This window comes from Bacteroides graminisolvens, from assembly GCF_963666085.1.
Taxonomy (GTDB): Bacteria; Bacteroidota; Bacteroidia; order Bacteroidales; family Bacteroidaceae; genus Bacteroides; species Bacteroides graminisolvens.
On record NZ_OY762556.1, the window covers coordinates 2,203,511 to 2,223,701 of the forward strand.

Consider the following 20,191-nt stretch of genomic DNA (forward strand, 5'->3'; position numbering starts at 1 on the left):
ATACAGTAACGAAAATGAAAGTTTTAAAGTTTGGAGGAACTTCTGTAGGCTCTGCACAAAGAATGAAAGAAGTAGCCAAATTAATTACCGATGGTGAAAAAAAGATTGTTGTTCTTTCGGCTATGTCGGGCACAACAAACACATTGGTAGAGATTTCCGACTATCTGTACAAGAAGAATCCGGAAGGTGCTAATGAAATTATCAACAAGCTGGAGATTAAATATAAACAGCACATTGATGAATTGTATGCTACCGCCGAATATAAACAGAAAGGTATGGAGGTTGTCAAATCTCATTTTGACTACATTCGTTCCTATACCAAAGATCTTTTCACACTGTTTGAAGAGAAAGTAGTGCTGGCTCAGGGCGAGCTCATCTCTACGGCTATGGTGAACTTCTACTTGCAGGAATGCGGAGTGAAATCGGTGTTGCTTCCGGCTTTGGAATTCATGCGTACTGATAAAAATGCGGAACCCGATCCGGTTTACATCAAAGACAAACTGGCTGCTCAGCTGGAGCTGTATCCGGATGCTGAAATATACATCACACAAGGTTTCATCTGTCGCAATGCGTACGGTGAAATTGATAACCTTCAAAGAGGAGGTAGCGACTATACAGCCTCACTGATCGGAGCTGCGGTAGATGCTTCTGAAATCCAGATTTGGACTGACATTGACGGAATGCACAATAACGATCCGCGTATCGTTGACAAAACAGCACCCGTGCGTCAGTTGCACTTCGAAGAGGCAGCCGAGCTGGCTTATTTCGGTGCCAAGATTCTGCATCCTACCTGTGTGCAGCCGGCCAAGTATGCTAACATACCCGTGCGTTTGCTCAACACAATGGATCCCGAGGCTCCCGGAACCATGATCTCTAACGATACCGAAAAAGGTAAGATCAAGGCCGTGGCTGCTAAAGAGAATATCACCGCCATCAAAATCAAGTCAAGCCGCATGTTGCTGGCTCACGGTTTCCTGCGTAAGGTTTTCGAGATTTTCGAGAGCTACCAGACTTCCATCGACATGGTGTGTACTTCGGAGGTAGGTGTTTCTGTTTCCATTGACAACACCAAGCACCTGAACGAGATTCTCGATGACCTGAAGAAATACGGTACGGTTACTGTTGACAAGAACATGTGCATCATCTGCGTGGTGGGCGATTTGGAATGGGAAAACGTTGGTTTCGAAGCCAAAGCGCTCGATGCGATGCGAAACATTCCCGTGCGAATGATTTCGTTTGGCGGTAGCAACTACAACATTTCTTTCCTGGTTCGCGAAGAGGACAAGAAACTTGCTTTGCAGTCGCTCAGCAATGTATTGTTCAATAACGTTGATTAAGAAATACATCATACAATATGAGCGCTTTCAGGTAATACTTTAAGCGCTCTTTTTCTCTTCCACTTAATGAGTCAAATTTATGAAAGGTATATTCCCCATTGAAAAATTCAGAGAATTGCAAACACCTTTTTATTATTATGATACCAAGGTGCTTCGCGATACGCTGGCATGTATAAATAAGGAGTCACAACGTTACCCTAACTTCCACGTTCACTATGCGGTAAAGGCCAACGCCAATCCCAAAGTGCTCACTATCATTCGTGAAAGTGGCATGGGAGCCGATTGTGTGAGCGGCGGAGAAGTTCGTGCGGCAATCAAAGCCGGATTCCCTGCCGATAAAGTCGTGTTTGCCGGAGTGGGCAAGTCCGACTGGGAAATCAATCAGGCACTTGATTATGGAATCTTCTGCTTTAACGTGGAGTCTGTTCCCGAGCTGGAGGTTATCAACGAACTGGCTGCTGCCAAGGGCAAGGTGGCTCATGTGGCTTTCCGTATCAACCCCAACGTGGGTGCACATACGCACGCCAACATCACCACCGGACTAGCTGAAAACAAGTTCGGCATCAGCATGCAGGATATGGATCACGTCATCGACCTGGCACTCGAATTAAAGAATGTCAAGTTCATCGGTCTGCATTTCCACATCGGCTCGCAAATACTCGACATGAGCGACTTCGTGGCTCTCTGCAACCGCATTAACGAATTGCAGGAACGTTTGTATGCCCGCCGCATCATCGTGGAGCACATCAACGTGGGTGGCGGACTCGGCATTGATTATTCTCACCCCAATCGTCAGCCGATACCCGATTTTCGCCATTACTTCGAGACGTATGCTGAGCACCTCAAACTGCGTCCTTCACAAACGCTGCACTTCGAACTAGGACGTGCCGTAGTGGGACAGTGCGGCAGTCTCATCACCCGGGCACTTTATGTGAAGCAGGGTACCAACAAGAAATTTGCCATTCTCGATGCGGGAATGACCGATCTCATTCGTCCGGCACTCTACCAGGCCTTTCACAAGATAGAGAACATCACTTCCGATGAAGCGGTTGAGGCTTACGATGTAGTAGGACCCATCTGCGAATCGTCCGACGTGTTTGGCAAAGCCATTGATCTCAACCAAGTGAAACGAGGCGATTTGCTGGCACTTCGTTCCGCAGGAGCTTACGGAGAAATCATGGCTTCGGGCTACAATTGCCGCGAACTGCCCAAAGGTTATACTTCGGATGAACTGATTTGATGCTAAAAAACATCCCTGTTCATCGAACAATCCGCAGGCGGGCTTGTTGTTTTTAGTAAATCGTTAAACTAAGAAACAATAATTATGATCACGAAAAAATTACAAGACGCTATTAACGGACAGATTGCAGCCGAAATGTGGTCGGCTAATCTTTATCTCTCCATGTCATTCTACTTTGAAAAAGAAGGATTCAGCGGTTTCGCTTCATGGATGAAAAAACAGTCGCAGGAAGAAACAGCACATGCTTGTGCCATGGCCGATTACCTGATTAAAAGAGGTGGTGAAGCCAAAATAAATAAAATAGATGTGGTTCCTCAGGGTTGGGGCACTCCGCTCGAAGTATTCGAGGCAGCTTACAAGCACGAATGTCACATCTCTAAACTGATCGATGAATTGGTTAGCGTGGCTTCCTCGGAAAGAGACAATGCCACACAAGACTTCTTGTGGGGATTTGTTCGCGAGCAGGTTGAAGAAGAGGCTACCGCTCAGGGTATTGTCGATAAGCTCAAGAAAGCCGGTGATGCGGGTATCTTCTTTATCGATTCACAACTCGGACATCGATAATTTCAATCAAAAAACATAAAAAGAGCCGGTGAAGTTGCTACATTCACCGGCTCTTTTTTATTTCTCTTCCTTTCCTTCCATCTTGCCCAGATGCAACTCCAGGGCATGGGTGGATATTTGTATCTCACGCAGTGACACAGCCAGTGATCCTATCAGCAACATCAGGGCCAGTCCGAATACATAGGCCGAAAAAGTATACAGGTCAATGTAGATGAGGAACATACTTACCACACACATGAAAAGGCTCGCTATGCCCAGTTCCTGCATCGTACGCGTTAAGTACAACCTTTTGCGCAGGTTGGCAATTTGTGCCGCCGCAACAGCCGACGGGTTTTCTTCGTACTTGTCTTTCAGGATACGCACCAGCTGAGCGTATGACAAGAAACGGTTTGTATAGGCCAGCAAAATCAATGAGATGGCCGAAAACAAAAGGGCGGGAGTGGTCAGCGTAAATTCTTCCATATTACATCGCGTTTATAGTTTTAAGATAAAAGGTTATTTCAAAACATCCAGTTCTTTTCCTACTTTGATGAACGCCTCAATGCATTGGTCCAGGTGCGCTTTCTCGTGTCCGGCCGATAGTTGTACGCGGATGCGGGCTTCATCTTTGGGCACCACCGGATAATAAAATCCCGTCACGTAAATACCCTCTTCGAGCATGCGTGCGGCATAGGTCTGTGACAGTTTGGCGTCGTAAAGCATAACAGCACAGATGGCACTTTGAGTAGGCTTGATGTCGAAACCGGCAGCCAGCATCTTGTCGCGGAAATACGTCACGTTCTCCACCAGCTTGCTGTGCAGCTCGTTACTCTCTTTCAACATGCGAAACACCTCGATGCTGGCACCCACAACGGCGGGAGCCACTGAATTGGAGAACAAGTACGGACGGCTGCGCTGACGCAACAAATCGATAATCTCTTTTCGTCCGGTGGTGAAGCCTCCCATGGCTCCTCCGAAAGCCTTACCCAGCGTGCCGGTGTAGATGTCCACCCTTCCGTAGGTTTGGTACAATTCGCTCACGCCATGCCCCGTAGGTCCTACCACACCTGCCGAATGCGATTCGTCCACCATGACCAGCGCGTCATATTTCTCTGCCAGGTCACAAATCTGGTCCAGCGGAGCCACGTTTCCGTCCATCGAGAAAACCCCGTCGGTCACAATGACGCGGAACCGTTGTGCCTGCGCCACTTGCAGGCATTTCTCCAGCTCCTCCATGTCGGCATTGGCATAGCGGTAACGTTGCGCCTTGCACAAACGCACGCCGTCAATGATAGAAGCGTGGTTCAGCGAATCGGATATGATGGCGTCTTTTTCCGAAAATAAAGGCTCGAATACACCTCCGTTGGCGTCGAAACAGGCAGCATACAGAATGGTATCTTCGGTCCGGAAATAGTCGGATATGGCTGCTTCCAGCTCTTTGTGTGCATCTTGTGTACCACAAATGAAACGAACGGACGACATGCCGTAACCTCGTTTGTTCATCATTTTTCCGGCAGCCTCTATCAGTCTCGGGTGGTTAGATAACCCCAGGTAATTGTTGGCGCAAAAGTTCAGCACCTCTTTCCCTTTTACCGTAATAGCGGCTTGTTGTGCACTCTCTATGAGTCGTTCTTCCTTATAAAGTCCGGCTTCCTTGATTTCGGCAAGCGTCTGGCCGAGATATTCTTTCATTTTACCGTACATAGCAATTTGTTTTTGGTTTTCATGCAAAGGACACTATTTTTATTGGAATAAACAATATCTGTTTGTGCTTTAAGTGAAAAAAAAGTGTTTACTTTGTGCGCCGTTTAGCTTATAAAGGTTATAGTATAAAGAAATGAGAAATATCTTAGTTATTGGTGCTACCGGACAAATTGGTTCGGAGCTGACTATGGAATTACGAAAACGTTATGGCAATTTGCATGTGGTGGCCGGATACATTCCCGGGGCTGCTCCCGATGGAGACTTGAAAGAGTCGGGACCTGCGGAGATAGTCGATGTAACCGAAGTGCACACCATCGAATCAGTAGTAAAAAAGTACACAATAGACACTATCTACAACTTGGCTGCCTTGTTGTCGGTAGTAGCCGAATCGAAACCCGCACTGGCCTGGAAAATAGGGATAGACGGTTTGTGGAATGTGCTCGAAGTAGCACGTGCCTATCGTTGTGCTGTCTTTACGCCAAGTTCCATCGGCTCTTTCGGACCCGAAACACCGCATGTCATGACTCCGCAGGACACCATCCAGCGGCCGCGTACCATGTACGGTGTCACCAAGGTTACCACGGAGCTCCTGAGTGATTACTATTTTAACAAATACGGAGTCGATACGCGTTCGGTGCGTTTTCCGGGCATCATCTCCAGTGTCACTCCTCCCGGAGGCGGCACAACGGATTATGCGGTCGACATCTATTATTCGGCCGTGAAGGGCAGTCGTTTTGTGTGTCCCATCAGTGAAGGAACCTACATGGACATGATGTACATGCCCGATGCACTTCATGCAGCCATCTCGCTGATGGAGGCGGATCCGTCTAAGCTGGTGCACCGCAATTCGTTCAACATTGCTTCCATGAGCTTTGCTCCTGAAAACATATATGCAGCCATCTGCAAGCACATCCCCGATTTTCGCATGGTGTATGAGGTCGATCCGCTCAAGCAGTCCATTGCCGACAGCTGGCCCGATGCGATGGATGACTCCTGCGCACGCAAGGAGTGGAACTGGCAACCCGTGTACAACCTTGAGAGTATGACGGAGGACATGTTGCGCAACTTACAAAACAAACTATTGAAACAGTAACCGTCAGGTTCAGAGAAAATGAAGAAAATAATAGCAGGAGTCATGCTCCTTGCACTGTTCGTTTCGTGTAAAGATAAAAAGTCAAAGATCGACCCGTTTGCACCTATTACCAATCTGGTCGATTCGGCTTTACACCGTAAAGATACGGTAGCTGTCCCCGTGGAAACCGGACCGGTACGCACGGAGGCCGACGAGTCGTTCAACGACTTCATTTATGCCTATGCGTCCGATGATCAGTTTCAGCATCAGCGGACGGTATTTCCTTTGCCTTACTACAACGGTGAGGTACCCTCGAAGATTGAAGAGCGCTTTTGGAAACACGATGATTTGTTTACCAGGCAGCCCTATTATACGTTGCTTTTCGATAAGGAAGAAGACATGGAAATCTTAGGTGATACGTCGCTCAAGTCGGTTCAGGTGGAATGGATCTATATGAAGACCCTAATGGTTAAGAAGTACTACTTTCAACGCAAAAAAGGGTGCTGGATGCTTGAAGCCATCAACCTGCGCCCCATCAATAAGAGCGAAGACGAACATTTTGTTGAGTTCTTCGAGCGTTTTGCTACCGATAGTCTTTTCCAGTGCGAACGCATTCGTCAGCCGCTGGTATTCGTTACCAACGATCCCGACGATGATTTCTCTATTCTCGAAACCACGCTGGAACTCAACCAATGGTTTGCTTTCAAACCGGCGCTTCCGACTGACCGTTTGTCGAATATCAACTACGGACAAAGCAACCGCGATAACTCGGCTACGAAGATACTGGCGCTCAAGGGAATCGGTAACGGATTCTCCAACGTGCTCTATTTTCAGCGCAAGGGCGGACAGTGGGAGTTGTATAAATTTGAAGATACAGGTATATAATTATAAAGTATAGCACATGATAAACCGATACGAAAATTATCCGTTGCTGGCACACAACACGTTTGGCATGGAGGTGAGCACGGCTCGCTTCATCGAGTATGATACCACAGAAGATTTGCAAACCTTACTCACGTCGGGCGAGCTGGCGGAACCGTGGTTACACATCGGCGGAGGAAGCAACTTGCTTTTCCTGAGTAACTACCCGGGTACCCTCTTGCACTCGCTCATTCGTTTTGTGGAGGTCATTCACGAAGACGAAGCACAGGTGTGCGTACGCGTGGGTGCCGGTATGGTATGGGATGATTTTGTGGCTTATTGTGTGGAGCGCAACTGGTACGGTGCCGAGAACCTTTCACTCATTCCGGGTGAGGTAGGGGCTGCTGCCGTACAAAATATCGGGGCTTACGGGGTCGAGGTGAAGGATTTAATCCAGTCGGTCGAGGTCATGGATGCTTCGGGCAAAGAACTGCTCTATCCCGTTACCGAATGCCGTTATGCTTACCGCCATAGTTTGTTCAAAGAGCCTCGCATGAATCACCTCATTGTGACTTCCGTTACGTTTGTGCTGAGCAAAATACCGGCTTATAACCTTAGCTACGGCTCCATTCAGGAGGAACTCAACAAACGCGGTGAAGCACTTAGCCTGTCGGGTGTGCGCAACACCATCATTGACATCCGTTGCAGTAAACTGCCCGATCCTGCCGTGATGGGCAATGCCGGCAGTTTCTTCATGAATCCGGTGGTTGATCGTGCTCATTTCGAAAAGCTCAAAGAAGCTTATCCGGATATGCCGCATTACGAAGTCGACGCGCAGCGGGTGAAAATCCCTGCTGGGTGGATGATTGATCGCTGCGGCTGGAAAGGCAAATCGGTTGGCGCTGCCGGTGTGCATGAAAAACAAGCGCTGGTATTGGTTAACAAGGGAGGAGCCACGGGAACCGAAATAGCTCATCTGGCAGCCGAAATACAAGAGTCTGTCGCTGCCCGTTTCGGTATTCGCATTACTCCCGAAGTAAAATTTGTGTAGTATGTCTTTGGTTCGAGTATTAGGCAGCGGAACTTCCACCGGTGTACCCGAAGTGGGGTGCACCTGCGAAGTATGTTGTTCTGCCGACCCGCACGACCGCCGCTTGCGCGCCTCCGTGCTGGTGGAAACAGGTGAAACCCGCCTGCTGATCGACTGCGGTCCCGACTTCCGCGAACAAGTTATCCACTTGCCTTTCCGGCAGATCGACGGGGTATTGATTACCCATGAACATTACGATCATGTAGCGGGAATTGACGACTTGCGTCCTTTCTGCCGCTTTGGTGAAATCATGCTCTATGCCGAGAAGCACACGGCTCACGGACTGCGCACGCGCATGCCTTATTGCTTTGCCGAACACAAATATCCCGGTGTTCCCGAAATCGCTCTTCGTGAAATAGAGGCCGGACAAGCTTTCTCGGTAGGCCCTACGGAAATACTTCCGTTGCGCGTCATGCACGGCAAACTGCCCATCTTGGGCTACCGCATCGGCTCCATGGCTTACATCACAGACATGCTCACCATGCCCGAGGAGTCGTACGAGCAACTCCACGGTCTCAAACTACTCTTTGTCAATGCGCTCCGCATCAAGCCGCACCACACGCACCAAACACTGGAACAAGCGTTGCAGGCAGCCCAACGCATCGGAGCGGAGGAAACGTATTTCATTCACATGAGCCATCATTTCGGGTTGCACGAACCCATGAGCCAACAATTGCCGCCACATGTGCACCTGGCGTATGACGGACAAGAAATTCTTTTCTGATTTTGGCAGTCTTTCTTTAATAATTCCAAAAAAATGTATATGTTTGTGGTGACTGTATTATATTCAGTTTACCATGAAACCTCGTTTACTAATCAGAATAGCCGTTACGGCCTCCATAGTGCTGCTTTGTACAGGGTTTGCCTTGTACTCCTACTTCCGCCTCACTGCTATTGAAAAGGGTGGGGAGGTTGATCTGTATACGCTGGTGCCGGCCGATGCCACAGCCGTTTTCGAGACGGATGACATGACGGGCTTCATCGAAGGACTCAATGGCATGAGCAGTACCCGCAACGGTGTGCAACCCGGCGTGTCTCCTCTGTTCGCACTGGTGCGTGCCAACTATGCCTCGCTCGACGGTGAAACGGCTCACGGACTTAGTGAGGAGATGAACAAGGTCATCATTAGCTTTCACGGGGGCGAAAACAGAGGCGAGCAAGTACTCTATTGTCTGCTGAGTCAGGCCGACCGCAACCTGGTCAACCGCTTCGTGGGTAAGTATGTGTCGGGTCAGTACCCGCCGAAGACGACTTCCTACCGCGGGCATAAAATAAGGATTTATCCGCTTACCGACGGCAACTTTCTGGCCGTCTACCTCACCAGCCGCTTCTTGGTTATCAGCTACCAGAAACACCTCATCGAATCGGTCATCGACACCGAAATATCGGGGCACAACCTGCTCGATGAAAAGGGCTTTCGGGGGGTATACAACGGGAAGAGCAGCAATCGTCCGGCTAAACTTTACGTGCGCATGCTGCCCACTTCCATGGGGAATCTGGCCGACAGCCGCCGTCCTTCTGCCTTGCTGAGCGGATGGGTGGGGCTCGATTTTGCTTTCAATAGCGAGTCGCTCTTCTTGTCGGGCAATACTGCGGTGGCGGATACGGCTTTCACCTTCCTGCACGCCCTGCGCTCACAGCAGGCAGTCGACAGCTTTCCCGGTGCTTTCCTGCCGGCATCCACCTTCATGTTCAGTCGCCGCTCCATCTCGGACCTCCCTGCGTTGCATCGTTATTCGTCGGGGTGGGACTTCCGGGGCGACAGCTCCGTGTCCTACGTGCAGCAGCGTGACGATGAGCTGTTCGGCTACCTCAGTCAGTACGCCGGCAAAGCGCTCACCACAGCTCTTTTCCACGCTCCCGATACCTTGGCCGATCCGTGTGCGGTCATGGCCATACCCATCAATGACATGGCCCCTGCACAACAAAGCTTTCGCGAGTGGATTACCTCGTTGCCGGCAGATACACTCGGCCAGCTGCTACCAAGTCGGATGTACCTTCGTGTGCAACAACAAAATGTGGTATGCTGGCGCTTGCCGCGCACCACACTCTTTGCCCGGTTTACCGGCATCACCCGTCCCGGATTAAACCCCGTTGTCTGCTTCTATGACAACCGCATGTTCTGGGCACCCGATGTCAGGAGCCTTTCCGTCTACATCGAATTCATGCTCAGGAAAGAAGTGCTTCAGGGTAAAACGGCCTACGAAGAGGCAGTGTCGGGCATGGCACCTTCTTATCAGTACATGCTCATGGCCGATCTGGCCGATGTGTTCCGTCAGCCGGCTGCCTACGTGCGCACCCTGCCGTCGTTCTTTTTCAAGCATGCCGACTACTTCTCGCACTTCGTGCTCTCGGTTCAGTTTACTTGTGCCGACGGAGAAGTGGAACCACACCTTGCCTTACTCTACAAAGGCGGTTAGCAGAGCCGCCTCCTCCGGTACGTACCAAGCAAAAGAGCAGGGAATCTTGTGCTGAATCCCTGCTCTTTTGTTCAAATAAATAACCTCTGGCTTTTAGAAAGGAAGATCGTCCTTGGTGTCGCCTGAAATAAAGTCGGGCATAGCCGAAGGGGGAGGAGGAGGCAACGGAGAACCTACTTGCTGGGGTGCTCCGGCAGCAACACGTTCCACTTTCCATGCACGGATACTGTTAAACCATCTGTCCTGCCATTGACGGGCGTCAATGTCGAATGACACGGTCAGCTCTTCGCCTGACTGTATGGCAAACTGATCGATTTTTTCAGCTCCAAAAACCTCAAAACACATCTTCTTCGGATATTGATCATGGTTTTCAATCACATATTCCTGCGACTTCCATTCGTTTCCTACTTTAGAGACTCCACCTTTGGGCGCGAGTACGGCAATTATTTTTCCTGTAAAATCCATTGTAATTTTTTCTATTTTGCCGGCGAAGTTAATACTTTCTGTTTAACAAAACCAATGGTTGCTGTTTTTTCTCATAGTTTTTTTGTACTCCCGCAATCTTTTGCTAACTTTGTAGAATACAAGCCCCTCCCTGACGGAGGGGGCTTTGAAAGAGTAAAACTTTAAAAAGAAATATATGAAATTTATCGTTTCAAGTACTGCGTTATCCAGCCATTTACAGGCCATCAGCCGCGTGATAAATTCAAAAAACGCGCTGCCCATTCTTGATTGTTTTCTGTTCCGGCTTGAAGACGGAACATTGTCCGTTACCGTATCCGATGGCGAAACAACCATGGATACCACCATCGAGGTCATTGAAAGCGATGCGGACGGCTCTTTCGCCGTTACTGCGAAGACCTTGCTCGATGCGTTGAAGGAACTGCCCGAACAACCGCTTACGTTCCAGGTCAACACAGATACTTTCGAGATCCTGATTCAGTACACCAACGGTAAATATAGCCTCATGGGCCAAAATGCCGATGAATATCCGCGCACGGTGGCTCTGGCCGACAATGCCGTTCGGGTAGACATTGCCGCTTCGGTTATGCTGGGTGGTATCAACCGCACCCTGTTTGCCACGGCAGATGATGAACTCCGTCCCGTGATGAACGGTATCTACTTCGATATCACCACGGAAGACATCACCATGGTGGCGTCCGACGGGCACAAGCTGGTACGCTGCAAAACACTTGCTGCCAAAGGCAACGAGCGTGCCGCATTCATCCTGCCTAAAAAACCGGCCAACCTGCTCAAGAACCTGCTTCCCCGCGAGGCACAAAACGTAGTGATCGAGTTCGACGAGCGCAACGCTGTCTTCACACTGGAACACTACCGCATGGTATGCCGTCTCATCGAAGGCCGTTACCCCAACTACAACTCGGTGATTCCGCAGAACAACCCGCATAAAATTACGGTCGACCGTGCACAGCTGCTCGGCGCCCTTCGTCGTGTGTCCATCTTCTCTAACCAGGCCAGCAGCTTAATCAAGCTCCGCGTGCAAGAGAACCTCGTGGTTATCTCGGCACAAGACATCGACTTCTCAACCTCTGCGGAAGAGAGCCAGGTATGCCAGTATGCAGGCAGTCCCATGAGCATCGGTTTTAAATCAACGTTCCTCATCGACATCCTCAACAACATCTCGGCAAGCGAGGTGGTGGTTGAACTAGCCGATCCTTCGCGCGCCGGCGTTATCATTCCGGTAGAGCAGGCCGAGAACGAAGATTTGCTCATGCTGCTCATGCCCATGATGCTGAACGATTAAACAAACCCCTGCAAACAGCCGGCTCTTTTGTTGTCCTCGTATGACAAAGGCCGGTTTTGTTTTGCTGAAACACATCCTTCATGAAATTAAATTTAAAGAATCCCATTGTCTTTTTTGATCTGGAAACAACAGGAGTGAATATCAATACAGATCGCATCGTTGAAATCTGTTACCTCAAAGTACATCCCAACGGAAACGAAGAATCCAAAACCCTTCGCATCAATCCCGAAATGCACATCCCCGAAGAGTCGTCAGCCATTCACGGTATTTACGATGCCGATGTGGCCGACTGTCCCACGTTTCGCATGGTGGCCAAGAACATCGCCCGTGACATTGAAGGATGCGACCTGGCCGGATTCAACTCCAACCGTTTCGATATCCCTTTGTTGGCAGAAGAGTTCCTTCGTGCCGACGTCGATATCGACATGACCAAACGCAAGTTTGTCGACGTGCAGGTCATCTTCCACAAGATGGAACAGCGCACCCTTTCGGCAGCTTATAAGTTCTACTGCGGACGCACGCTCGAAGATGCGCACACCGCCGAAGCCGATACCCGTGCCACGTATGAAGTGCTTATGTCGCAGCTCGACCGGTATCCGGAACTGCAGAACGACATGGCTTTCCTGGCCGAAGTCTCCAGTTACAACCGCAACGTCGATTTCGCCGGTCGCATGGTTTATGATGACAAAGGGGTAGAGATTTTCAACTTCGGCAAGTACAAAGGCGAGTCTGTTTCCGAGGTTCTGAAAAGAGACCCGGGCTATTACAGCTGGATTCTCAACAGTGATTTTACGCTTAACACCAAGGCGGTGCTTACCAAGATCAGACTTCGTGAGCTTACCGCCAGATAGTAACCAAATACATCGAGATGAACTCTTTACAAGGGAAAAAAATAGTGCTGGGCATCACCGGCAGCATTGCAGCTTATAAAGCCTGCTACATTATCCGTGCACTGATCAAGCGCGGTGCCGAGGTGCAGGTCGTTATCACTCCGGCAGGAAAAGAATTTATCACACCCATCACCCTGTCGGCTCTCACTAGCAAACCGGTTATCAGTGAATTCTTTGCACAGCGAGACGGGACGTGGAACAGCCACGTTGACCTCGGCCTGTGGGCAGATGCCATGCTCATCGCACCGGCTACCGCCGCCACCATTGGTAAAATGGCGCACGGCATAGCCGATAACATGCTCATCACCACCTACCTGTCGGCCAAGGCACCCGTGTTCGTGGCACCCGCCATGGACCTCGACATGTTTGCCCATCCTTCCACGCAGCAAAACCTGAACATTCTCCGCTCGTATGGCAACCACATCATCGAACCGGGAACGGGCGAGCTGGCCAGCCACCTGGTGGGGAAGGGACGCATGGAAGAACCCGATAACATCGTGGCAGTGCTCGAGGCATACTTTGCCAACGGCACCGTGCCTGCTTCTTCGGCAGAGACTACCGGTGCAGCCAACGCTTCGCTGGCTAAAAAAAAAATAATGATCACGGCGGGACCCACGTATGAAAAGATTGACCCCGTGCGCTTTGTAGGCAACTACTCTTCCGGAAAGATGGGCTTCGCCCTGGCCGAGGAATGTGCCCGTCGCGGTGCGGAGGTCACACTCATCGCCGGACCGGTGCAACTGTCGCTCAACCACCCCGGTATTCGCCGCATCAATGTGGAGTCGGCCGAGGAGATGTGCCGTGAAGCACAAGCCGCTTTCCCCGCTTCGGATGCCGCCATTCTCTGTGCTGCCGTGGCCGATTTTACACCCGTCACCACCGCCACGCAGAAAATCAAGCGCGAGGGCGACGAGCTGTTGCTTCGCCTCAAGCCCACTACGGACATAGCCGCTTCGCTCGGCGAGGTGAAACAACCGCACCAGGTGCTGGTTGGCTTCGCACTCGAAACCCATGACGGCGAACAGCATGCCCAGAGCAAGCTGCAACGCAAGAACTTTGATTTCATCGTGCTCAACTCGCTCACCGATGAGGGAGCGGGCTTCCGTCACGACACCAATAAAATAACCCTGATCGACCGCACAGGCGGCACCGCCTATCCGCTCAAACAAAAGAGTGAGGTGGCAGCCGATATTGTCGACCGTCTGGCGGAGTGTATCTCAAACTCAACCAATGCCTAACCAACCATGTTACAATCGCTATTCATACAGAACTACGCATTGATTGAAAAGCTCGACATCCGTTTCATGTCAGGCTTTTCCGTGATTACCGGCGAAACCGGTGCCGGAAAATCCATCATACTCGGAGCCATCGGCTTGCTGCTCGGACAACGGGCGGATGTGAAGTCGCTCCGCACCGGGGCTTCCAAATGCATCATCGAGGCACGTTTCGACGTCTCGGCCTACGGCATGCAACCGTTCTTTGCTTACCATGAACTGGAGTATGAGCCCGAATGCATCCTGCGCCGTGAAGTCTACGCCTCGGGCAAGAGCCGTGCCTTCATCAATGATACGCCGGCCTCCCTGTCACAAATGAAAGAACTGGGCGAACAGCTCATCGACGTGCATTCGCAGCACCAGAACCTGCTGCTCAACCAGGAAGGCTTCCAGCTCAACTTCATCGACATCCTGGCACACAATGATCACTTGCTGTCGCAGTACCGCGAGTGTTACCAAGCCTGGAAACAACACACCCGTCGTTTGCAAGAGCTGATCGAACAGGCCGCACAAAGCAAGGCCGACGAGGAATTCGTGCGCTTCCAGCTGCAACAACTCGATGAAGCAGCCCTGCAAGCCGACGAACAGGAAGAGCTGGAACAGGAAGCCGAAACCCTTTCGCACGCCGAGGAAATCAAGGGAGCGCTCTACAAAGCCGAGCAACTCTTGCTGGGCGATGAAGGTGGACTGCTGCCCGCGCTCAAAGAAGGCTACACCTCGCTTCGCTCGGTGAGCCGTTACCACGCATCGTTGCAGGAGCTGGCGCAGCGTGCCGAGAGCAGTTACATCGAACTCAAAGACATTGCGCAGGAGTTGGCCCTGCAAAACGAGAAGATCGGGTTTAACCCCGTCCGGCTCGACGAGGTCAACACCCGGCTCAACCTCCTTTATACGCTGCAACAAAAACACCGCGTGTCAACCGTGGGCGAACTCATGGTGCTGGCAGATGAATTCCGCAACCGCCTCACCGGCATCACCTCGCTCGACGAGGAGATAGCCATGCTCACCGAAAGCTGCGAAACGCTTCGTCAGGAAGTGATCCGGTTCGCCGGAGAACTCACCGAAAGCCGCCGTCCGGTAGCCGCTGCGGCAGAGCAGGAGATGGCCTCCCGCCTGGCCCTGCTCGGCATGCCCAACGTCCGCTTCCGGGTGGAACTGGGTCAGCGCAAAGAAGTAGGTCCGTCGGGACAAGACACCGTCACCTTCCTCTTCTCGGCCAACAAGAACGGGCAACTTCAAAACATCACCTCCGTGGCATCGGGAGGTGAAATCGCGCGCGTCATGCTCTCCGTAAAGGCCATGATAGCCGGTGCCGTGCAACTGCCTACCATCGTGTTCGACGAGATAGATACCGGAGTTTCCGGCGAGATAGCCGACCGCATGGCCGACATCATGCACGAGATGGGCGCTGCCAACCGTCAGGTCATCAGCATCACCCACCTGCCGCAGATAGCCGCCCGCGGGGCTGCTCATTACAAGGTGTACAAAGAAGACAACGAAACCGAAACCAACAGCCACATCCGCCTGCTCACTGCCGAGGAGCGGGTAGAAGAACTGGCACACATGCTGAGCGGCGCCACCCTTACGGAGGCAGCGCTCAACAACGCACGAGCTTTGCTCCAACTGCAACCCACTAAAAACAAGAAAAAGAATGGATGATAAAAATGAAATGATATTCGGTGCCCGCGCCGTTATCGAAGCCATACAGGCAGGAAAAGAGATCGATAAGATCCTGGTAAAAAAAGACATACAGAGCGACCTTTCCAAGGAGCTTTTCGCAGCCCTCAAAGGCACGCTGATTCCCGTTCAGCGCGTACCGGTTGAACGCATCAACCGCGTCACCCGCAAGAACCACCAGGGCGTTATCGCCTTCGTTTCTTCGGTGACCTACCAGAAAACCGAACAGCTGGTTCCCTTCCTTTACGAAGAAGGCAAGAACCCGTTCTTCGTGATGCTCGACGGCATTACCGATGTGCGTAACTTCGGTGCCATTGCCCGTACGTGCGAGTGTGCCGGTGTAGATGCCGTCATCATCCCCGCCCGTGGCAGCGTAACGGTCAACGCCGATGCCGTGAAAACCTCCGCCGGAGCCCTTCACACCCTGCCGGTATGCCGGGAACAAAGCCTGCGCACCACCCTGCAGTACCTCAAAGACAGCGGCTTCCGCATTGTGGCAGCCACCGAGAAAGGTGATTACGAGTACTCCAAGGCCGATTACACCGGTCCGCTGTGCATCATCATGGGAGCCGAAGACACCGGCGTGTCTTACGACCACCTGGCCTTGTGCGACGAATGGGTGAAAATCCCCATGCTGGGCACCATCGAGTCGCTCAACGTATCCGTTGCCGCCGGCATCCTCATTTACGAGGCCATCAAGCAACGTCACACTCAGGAATAATTAACTAGCTATATTTCCGAAAAACATGAGAAAGAACATTCTACTATCACTCGTTTTCGTACTGCTGGCCCAATGGGCTGCGGCACAAACACCCAAATGGGCGGAGAAAGCCCGTAAGGCCGTCTTCTCCGTTATCACCTATGACCAGGAAGATAAGATACTTCGCACCGGCAACGGATTCTTCGTCAGCGAGTCGGGTACCGGCCTGTCGGACTATGCCTTGTTCAAAGGCGCCTACCGTGCCGTGGTGATCGATGCCGACGGCCGTCAGCTGCCGGTGGAGGCCATCCTCGGTGCCAATAGCATGTACGATGTGGTGAAATTCCGTGTGGCGCCTGCCAAGAAGATCGCTGCGCTGACCGTGGCTACTTCTGCACCGGCAGCTGCCGCACCGGTCTACCTCTTGCCTTACTCTACCCAGAAGAACGGTAGCGTGACGGCAGGGCAGGTCAAGGAAGTCACCACCATCGGCGGTAGCCACCACTACTACACACTCAGCCTGCCGCTGAAAGAAAAGATGGTAAGCTGTCCCGTTGTGAATGCCGACGGACAAGTCATCGGACTGGCACAAAAGTCGTCCGGACAAGACACCGTTTCCATCAGCTATGCCGTGGGTGCCGGTTTCGCACTGGCACAGAACGTCGGTCCGCTGTCGCTCAACGACCTGGCGCTGACCAGCATCCACATCCGCAAAGCCCTGCCCGAAGTCGAAGACCAGGCACTCGTTTACCTCTTCATGGCATCCAGCGTGTTGCCCCAGAGCGAATACGAAGCCCTGCTCAACGAATTTGTGGCACGCTATCCCTCCAATGCCGACGGCTACCTCCGTCGTGCCGGCTACTATGCCGCTCAGGGAGCGGAGAACCCCGCACAGTTCGACAAAGCAGCGGCCGATATGGAACAAGCCCTTCGCGTGAGCAATAAGAAAGACGACGTGCATTACAACATCGCCCGCCTTATCTACAGCTATCAGCTATCCAAGCCCAAAGAAACCTATCGCGACTGGACCTATGACCGTGCGTTGAAAGAAATAACCGCTGCACAGGCCATCGACAGCTTGCCTGCCTACATTCAGATGGAAGGCGACATCCTCTTTGCTGCTCAGCAGTACGCTGCCGCCTCACAGGCCTACCTGCGTGTTACCCGTACCGCCCTTGCTTCACCGGCTAGCTTCTACAGCGCTGCCAAAGCCAAAGAACTGGCAGGTGCCGATATCAAAGAAGTCGTTGCCCTGATGGACAGCTGCGTGGACCGTTGCGTGAAACCCTTCACTGCCGAGACTGCGCCCTATCTGCTGGAGCGTGCCCGCGTGTACATGGATGCTGAAATGTATCGTCCCGCGCTGACAGATTACGACACCTATTACGAAACACTGGCAGGTAGTGTCAACGACGTGTTCTATTACTACCGTGAGCAGGCCGCCTTCAAAGGCAAGCAGTTTCAGCGGGCGCTCAATGACATCGCCAAAGCCATTGAACTCAACCCCAAAGAAGTAAGCTACTACGCCGAGCAAACAGTGATCAACCTCCGCGTGGCACGTTTTGAAGACGCCATCAAGTCGGCTGATGCAGCCTTAGCTATTGATCCCAAATACGGTGAAGGCTACCGCCTCAAAGGCATCTGCCAGCTGCAACTCAAGCAAGACAAAGAAGCCTGTGTCAACTTTGCCAAAGCCAAAGAACTGGGCGACACCGCTGTCGATGCCTTGATTGAGAAACATTGCAAATAAACCGCGGTTTATACATAAACAAAAAAGGCTACCATTTTCAGGTAGCCTTTTTTGTTATATGACATGGCACTATTACCGTGCAGCAATACACTCAATCTCTACCAAAGCATCTTTGGGTAATGCCTTCACGGCGAACGCCGCACGAGCTGGGTAATCACCTTCAAAAAAAGTGGCATACACACTGTTCATGCTGCCAAATAGACTCATGTCCTGCAGGTAAACAGTTGTTTTCACAATGTGACTCATGGTAAGTCCGGCCGCCTCCAGAATGTGCTGAATGTTCAGAAGCGACTGGCGCGCCTGTGCTTCAATACCTTCGGGCATGTCACCCGTGGCAGCATCAATGGGAAGCTGTCCCGATACAAATACCAGTCCGGCCGCCTCGGTAGCCTGACTGTAAGGTCCGATAGCTGCAGGAGCCAGCGGACTGCTGATAACTTTCTTCATCCTATTCTATGTTTTTATATTACACCATCCTTATTTCTTCTCCCTGGCAGCCAGCCAATCAGCCACTACGAAGCTGCTTCCGCCTATGAACACCAGGTCGTCAGCGGCAGCCACATCCAGTGCCGCCTGTACGGCAGCAGGCACATCTGCATAGCAGCTACCCTGTAACCCTACCGACACACCCTGCGTCATCAACTCCTGAGCAGGCAACGCCCGCTTCACAGACGCCTGCGTAAAGTAATACACCGCATCAACGGGTAATAAGCGTAGAATACCCGGCACATCCTTGTCGGCACACATGCCCCATACCACATGCAACTTCCGGAAACGTTCGGTAGCCAGCTGCTCACACACCAGGCGCACCCCGTCGGCATTATGACCCGTGTCACACACCACCTTCGGTTCCGTGCCTGTCACCTGCCAGCGGCCCATGAGCCCCGTCATCTCGCACACGCGGGCAAAACCCTTCTTCACCGCATCCGCATTCACCTCCAGTCCGGCATTCTCCATCAGCGAGAGCGCAGCCAGAATCGTACGCGTGTTCTTCACCTGATACAATCCCTGCAACTCACCCAGCAGCAAGCCATAGTCTTTCGTGTGGTAGTTCCACACCCCGTCGGCACCCCTTGCGGCATCCTCCAGTAGCGGCAACTCCTCCGCAAAGAGGAGAGGAGCCTTCACCTCCGCCGCCTTCGCCTCGAAAACCGAGCGCGTTAGCGGCAGCACTTCACCCACCACCACAGGCACACCCGCCTTGATGATTCCCGCTTTCTCGGCGGCAATCTTCTCCAGCGTATCACCCAGATACTGCGTATGATCCATGCCGATGTTGGTAATCACACCCATGCAAGGCTTAATGATATTGGTACAGTCCAGTCGGCCGCCCATGCCCACCTCGATCACCGCCACGTCTACCCGCTCATCGGCAAAGTAACACAGCGCCATGGCCGTGGTCAGCTCAAAGAACGACGGATGCAACGGTTCAAAGAACCCCCGTTCCTCCTCCACGAACTTCACCACATACTCCTGAGGTACCGGTACCCCGTCCACCCGGATGCGTTCCCGAAAGTCCACCAGGTGCGGTGAGGTATACAAACCCACCCGGTAACCCGCCGCCTGCAAAATGGCCGCCAGCGTATGCGAGCAGGATCCCTTACCGTTGGTGCCCGCCACATGAATGGTCCGGAACTTCTTGTGCGGCTGCCCGAAGTGAGCATCCAGCTTCAACGAATTCTCCAAACCCTCCTTATACGCCTTTCCGCCCACCTGCTGAAACATAGGTGCCACGTTGTACAAATACTCCAATGTATCTTTATAATTCATCATATTTAATAAAAAAACAGGTCTTTAAACCGACCTTTCTGCCTTTTGTTTGTTATCTTAGTATAAACGAAATGCAAATATCAACATTTTAAATCGAA

19 protein-coding genes are annotated in these 20,191 nt (G+C 51.8%); 14 read left to right on the forward strand and 5 right to left on the reverse strand.

Features of this window, described 5'->3' with window-relative positions:
- The first annotated feature begins 14 nt into the window (after positions 1–14).
- The 3 genes from ACKPCE_RS09085 to ACKPCE_RS09095 all read left to right on the forward strand — a co-directional run bounded on the left by ACKPCE_RS09085 (position 15) and on the right by ACKPCE_RS09095 (position 3,141).
- The gene (locus ACKPCE_RS09085) at positions 15–1,337 is read left to right on the forward strand and encodes an aspartate kinase (RefSeq protein ID WP_319504923.1); all 1,323 of its coding nucleotides are present in this window, start codon (positions 15–17) and stop codon (positions 1,335–1,337) included.
- A 79-nt stretch (positions 1,338–1,416) separates the two neighbouring features.
- On the forward strand, positions 1,417–2,577 hold the full coding sequence (gene lysA / locus ACKPCE_RS09090) for a diaminopimelate decarboxylase (protein WP_319504924.1): 1,161 nt from the start codon (positions 1,417–1,419) through the stop codon (positions 2,575–2,577).
- Positions 2,578–2,661: 84 nt separating this feature from the next.
- The gene (locus ACKPCE_RS09095) at positions 2,662–3,141 is read left to right on the forward strand and encodes a ferritin (RefSeq protein ID WP_319504925.1); all 480 of its coding nucleotides are present in this window, start codon (positions 2,662–2,664) and stop codon (positions 3,139–3,141) included.
- Positions 3,142–3,198: 57 nt separating this feature from the next.
- Here the strand turns inward: ACKPCE_RS09095 and ACKPCE_RS09100 are convergent, their stop codons facing one another.
- Both ACKPCE_RS09100 and kbl read right to left on the reverse strand, forming a co-directional pair.
- Positions 3,199–3,603: a DUF2721 domain-containing protein gene (locus ACKPCE_RS09100; RefSeq protein ID WP_027317934.1), complete on the reverse strand. Its 405-nt coding sequence runs from the start codon at positions 3,601–3,603 to the stop codon at positions 3,199–3,201.
- A gap of 33 nt (positions 3,604–3,636) precedes the next feature.
- A complete protein-coding gene (kbl, locus tag ACKPCE_RS09105; protein WP_319504926.1) occupies positions 3,637–4,824 on the reverse strand; it encodes a glycine C-acetyltransferase in 1,188 nt (395 codons plus the stop codon).
- A gap of 133 nt (positions 4,825–4,957) precedes the next feature.
- Here kbl and ACKPCE_RS09110 point away from each other — a divergent pair, with 133 nt between their 5' ends.
- From ACKPCE_RS09110 to ACKPCE_RS09130, 5 genes are all read left to right on the forward strand, one after another.
- Complete coding sequence (locus ACKPCE_RS09110; protein ID WP_024996119.1) at positions 4,958–5,917, forward strand: NAD-dependent epimerase/dehydratase family protein; 960 nt, start codon at positions 4,958–4,960, stop codon at positions 5,915–5,917.
- Between the two features lie 18 nt (positions 5,918–5,935).
- Positions 5,936–6,781 carry a DUF4348 domain-containing protein gene (locus ACKPCE_RS09115; protein ID WP_319504927.1) on the forward strand — a complete coding sequence of 282 codons (846 nt, stop codon included), beginning with the start codon at positions 5,936–5,938 and terminating at the stop codon, positions 6,779–6,781.
- 16 nt (positions 6,782–6,797) lie between these two features.
- Positions 6,798–7,808 carry a UDP-N-acetylmuramate dehydrogenase gene (gene murB / locus ACKPCE_RS09120; RefSeq protein WP_319504928.1) on the forward strand — a complete coding sequence of 337 codons (1,011 nt, stop codon included), beginning with the start codon at positions 6,798–6,800 and terminating at the stop codon, positions 7,806–7,808.
- Position 7,809: 1 nt separating this feature from the next.
- On the forward strand, positions 7,810–8,571 hold the full coding sequence (locus ACKPCE_RS09125; protein ID WP_319504929.1) for an MBL fold metallo-hydrolase: 762 nt from the start codon (positions 7,810–7,812) through the stop codon (positions 8,569–8,571).
- A gap of 73 nt (positions 8,572–8,644) precedes the next feature.
- Positions 8,645–10,267 carry a DUF3352 domain-containing protein gene (locus tag ACKPCE_RS09130; RefSeq protein ID WP_319504930.1) on the forward strand — a complete coding sequence of 541 codons (1,623 nt, stop codon included), beginning with the start codon at positions 8,645–8,647 and terminating at the stop codon, positions 10,265–10,267.
- A 93-nt stretch (positions 10,268–10,360) separates the two neighbouring features.
- On the opposite strand, the gene ACKPCE_RS09135 is transcribed toward ACKPCE_RS09130, so the two are convergent.
- Positions 10,361–10,732 (reverse strand): DUF3127 domain-containing protein, encoded by a 372-nt coding sequence (locus tag ACKPCE_RS09135; protein ID WP_277639868.1) that lies wholly within the window; start codon positions 10,730–10,732, stop codon positions 10,361–10,363.
- A 175-nt stretch (positions 10,733–10,907) separates the two neighbouring features.
- Here ACKPCE_RS09135 and dnaN point away from each other — a divergent pair, with 175 nt between their 5' ends.
- From dnaN to ACKPCE_RS09165, 6 genes are all read left to right on the forward strand, one after another.
- Entirely contained in the window at positions 10,908–12,032 is a 1,125-nt protein-coding gene (gene dnaN, locus ACKPCE_RS09140) for a DNA polymerase III subunit beta (RefSeq protein ID WP_319504931.1), read from the forward strand.
- An 80-nt stretch (positions 12,033–12,112) separates the two neighbouring features.
- Complete coding sequence (locus ACKPCE_RS09145) at positions 12,113–12,883, forward strand: exonuclease domain-containing protein (protein WP_319504932.1); 771 nt, start codon at positions 12,113–12,115, stop codon at positions 12,881–12,883.
- 17 nt (positions 12,884–12,900) lie between these two features.
- On the forward strand, positions 12,901–14,160 hold the full coding sequence (gene coaBC, locus ACKPCE_RS09150; protein WP_319504933.1) for a bifunctional phosphopantothenoylcysteine decarboxylase/phosphopantothenate--cysteine ligase CoaBC: 1,260 nt from the start codon (positions 12,901–12,903) through the stop codon (positions 14,158–14,160).
- Between the two features lie 6 nt (positions 14,161–14,166).
- Positions 14,167–15,855, forward strand: coding sequence for a DNA repair protein RecN (recN, locus tag ACKPCE_RS09155; protein WP_319504934.1), 1,689 nt, complete (start codon positions 14,167–14,169; stop codon positions 15,853–15,855).
- Entirely contained in the window at positions 15,848–16,594 is a 747-nt protein-coding gene (rlmB, locus tag ACKPCE_RS09160; RefSeq protein ID WP_319504935.1) for a 23S rRNA (guanosine(2251)-2'-O)-methyltransferase RlmB, read from the forward strand. The genes recN and rlmB overlap by 8 nt, the downstream gene beginning before the upstream one ends.
- Positions 16,595–16,619: 25 nt before the next feature.
- Positions 16,620–18,323, forward strand: a complete 1,704-nt coding sequence (locus ACKPCE_RS09165; RefSeq protein WP_319504936.1) for a tetratricopeptide repeat protein — start codon at positions 16,620–16,622, stop codon at positions 18,321–18,323.
- Between the two features lie 72 nt (positions 18,324–18,395).
- Here the strand turns inward: ACKPCE_RS09165 and ACKPCE_RS09170 are convergent, their stop codons facing one another.
- Together ACKPCE_RS09170 and ACKPCE_RS09175 are read right to left on the reverse strand one after the other, a co-directional pair.
- Positions 18,396–18,770, reverse strand: a complete 375-nt coding sequence (locus ACKPCE_RS09170; RefSeq protein WP_319504937.1) for a RidA family protein — start codon at positions 18,768–18,770, stop codon at positions 18,396–18,398.
- 30 nt (positions 18,771–18,800) lie between these two features.
- Complete coding sequence (locus ACKPCE_RS09175) at positions 18,801–20,093, reverse strand: bifunctional folylpolyglutamate synthase/dihydrofolate synthase (protein ID WP_319505945.1); 1,293 nt, start codon at positions 20,091–20,093, stop codon at positions 18,801–18,803.
- Between the last annotated feature and the right edge of the window lie 98 nt (positions 20,094–20,191).

Excerpts from the sequence above, each read along its gene's own strand:
- ACKPCE_RS09095 (WP_319504925.1), top strand. The coding sequence starts at position 2,662 with ATGATCACGAAAAAATTACAAGACGCTATTAACGGACAGATTGCAGCC.
- coaBC (WP_319504933.1), top strand. The coding sequence starts at position 12,901 with ATGAACTCTTTACAAGGGAAAAAAATAGTGCTGGGCATCACCGGCAGC.
- kbl (WP_319504926.1), bottom strand. The coding sequence starts at position 4,824 with ATGTACGGTAAAATGAAAGAATATCTCGGCCAGACGCTTGCCGAAATC.
- ACKPCE_RS09175 (WP_319505945.1), bottom strand. The coding sequence starts at position 20,093 with ATGAATTATAAAGATACATTGGAGTATTTGTACAACGTGGCACCTATG.
- ACKPCE_RS09145 (WP_319504932.1), top strand. The coding sequence starts at position 12,113 with ATGAAATTAAATTTAAAGAATCCCATTGTCTTTTTTGATCTGGAAACA.
- murB (WP_319504928.1), top strand. The coding sequence starts at position 6,798 with ATGATAAACCGATACGAAAATTATCCGTTGCTGGCACACAACACGTTT.
- rlmB (WP_319504935.1), top strand. The coding sequence starts at position 15,848 with ATGGATGATAAAAATGAAATGATATTCGGTGCCCGCGCCGTTATCGAA.
- ACKPCE_RS09125 (WP_319504929.1), top strand. The coding sequence starts at position 7,810 with ATGTCTTTGGTTCGAGTATTAGGCAGCGGAACTTCCACCGGTGTACCC.
- ACKPCE_RS09085 (WP_319504923.1), top strand. The coding sequence starts at position 15 with ATGAAAGTTTTAAAGTTTGGAGGAACTTCTGTAGGCTCTGCACAAAGA.
- ACKPCE_RS09135 (WP_277639868.1), bottom strand. The coding sequence starts at position 10,732 with ATGGATTTTACAGGAAAAATAATTGCCGTACTCGCGCCCAAAGGTGGA.
- ACKPCE_RS09130 (WP_319504930.1), top strand. The coding sequence starts at position 8,645 with ATGAAACCTCGTTTACTAATCAGAATAGCCGTTACGGCCTCCATAGTG.
- lysA (WP_319504924.1), top strand. The coding sequence starts at position 1,417 with ATGAAAGGTATATTCCCCATTGAAAAATTCAGAGAATTGCAAACACCT.
- dnaN (WP_319504931.1), top strand. The coding sequence starts at position 10,908 with ATGAAATTTATCGTTTCAAGTACTGCGTTATCCAGCCATTTACAGGCC.
- ACKPCE_RS09115 (WP_319504927.1), top strand. The coding sequence starts at position 5,936 with ATGAAGAAAATAATAGCAGGAGTCATGCTCCTTGCACTGTTCGTTTCG.
- recN (WP_319504934.1), top strand. The coding sequence starts at position 14,167 with ATGTTACAATCGCTATTCATACAGAACTACGCATTGATTGAAAAGCTC.
- ACKPCE_RS09170 (WP_319504937.1), bottom strand. The coding sequence starts at position 18,770 with ATGAAGAAAGTTATCAGCAGTCCGCTGGCTCCTGCAGCTATCGGACCT.
- ACKPCE_RS09110 (WP_024996119.1), top strand. The coding sequence starts at position 4,958 with ATGAGAAATATCTTAGTTATTGGTGCTACCGGACAAATTGGTTCGGAG.
- ACKPCE_RS09100 (WP_027317934.1), bottom strand. The coding sequence starts at position 3,603 with ATGGAAGAATTTACGCTGACCACTCCCGCCCTTTTGTTTTCGGCCATC.
- ACKPCE_RS09165 (WP_319504936.1), top strand. The coding sequence starts at position 16,620 with ATGAGAAAGAACATTCTACTATCACTCGTTTTCGTACTGCTGGCCCAA.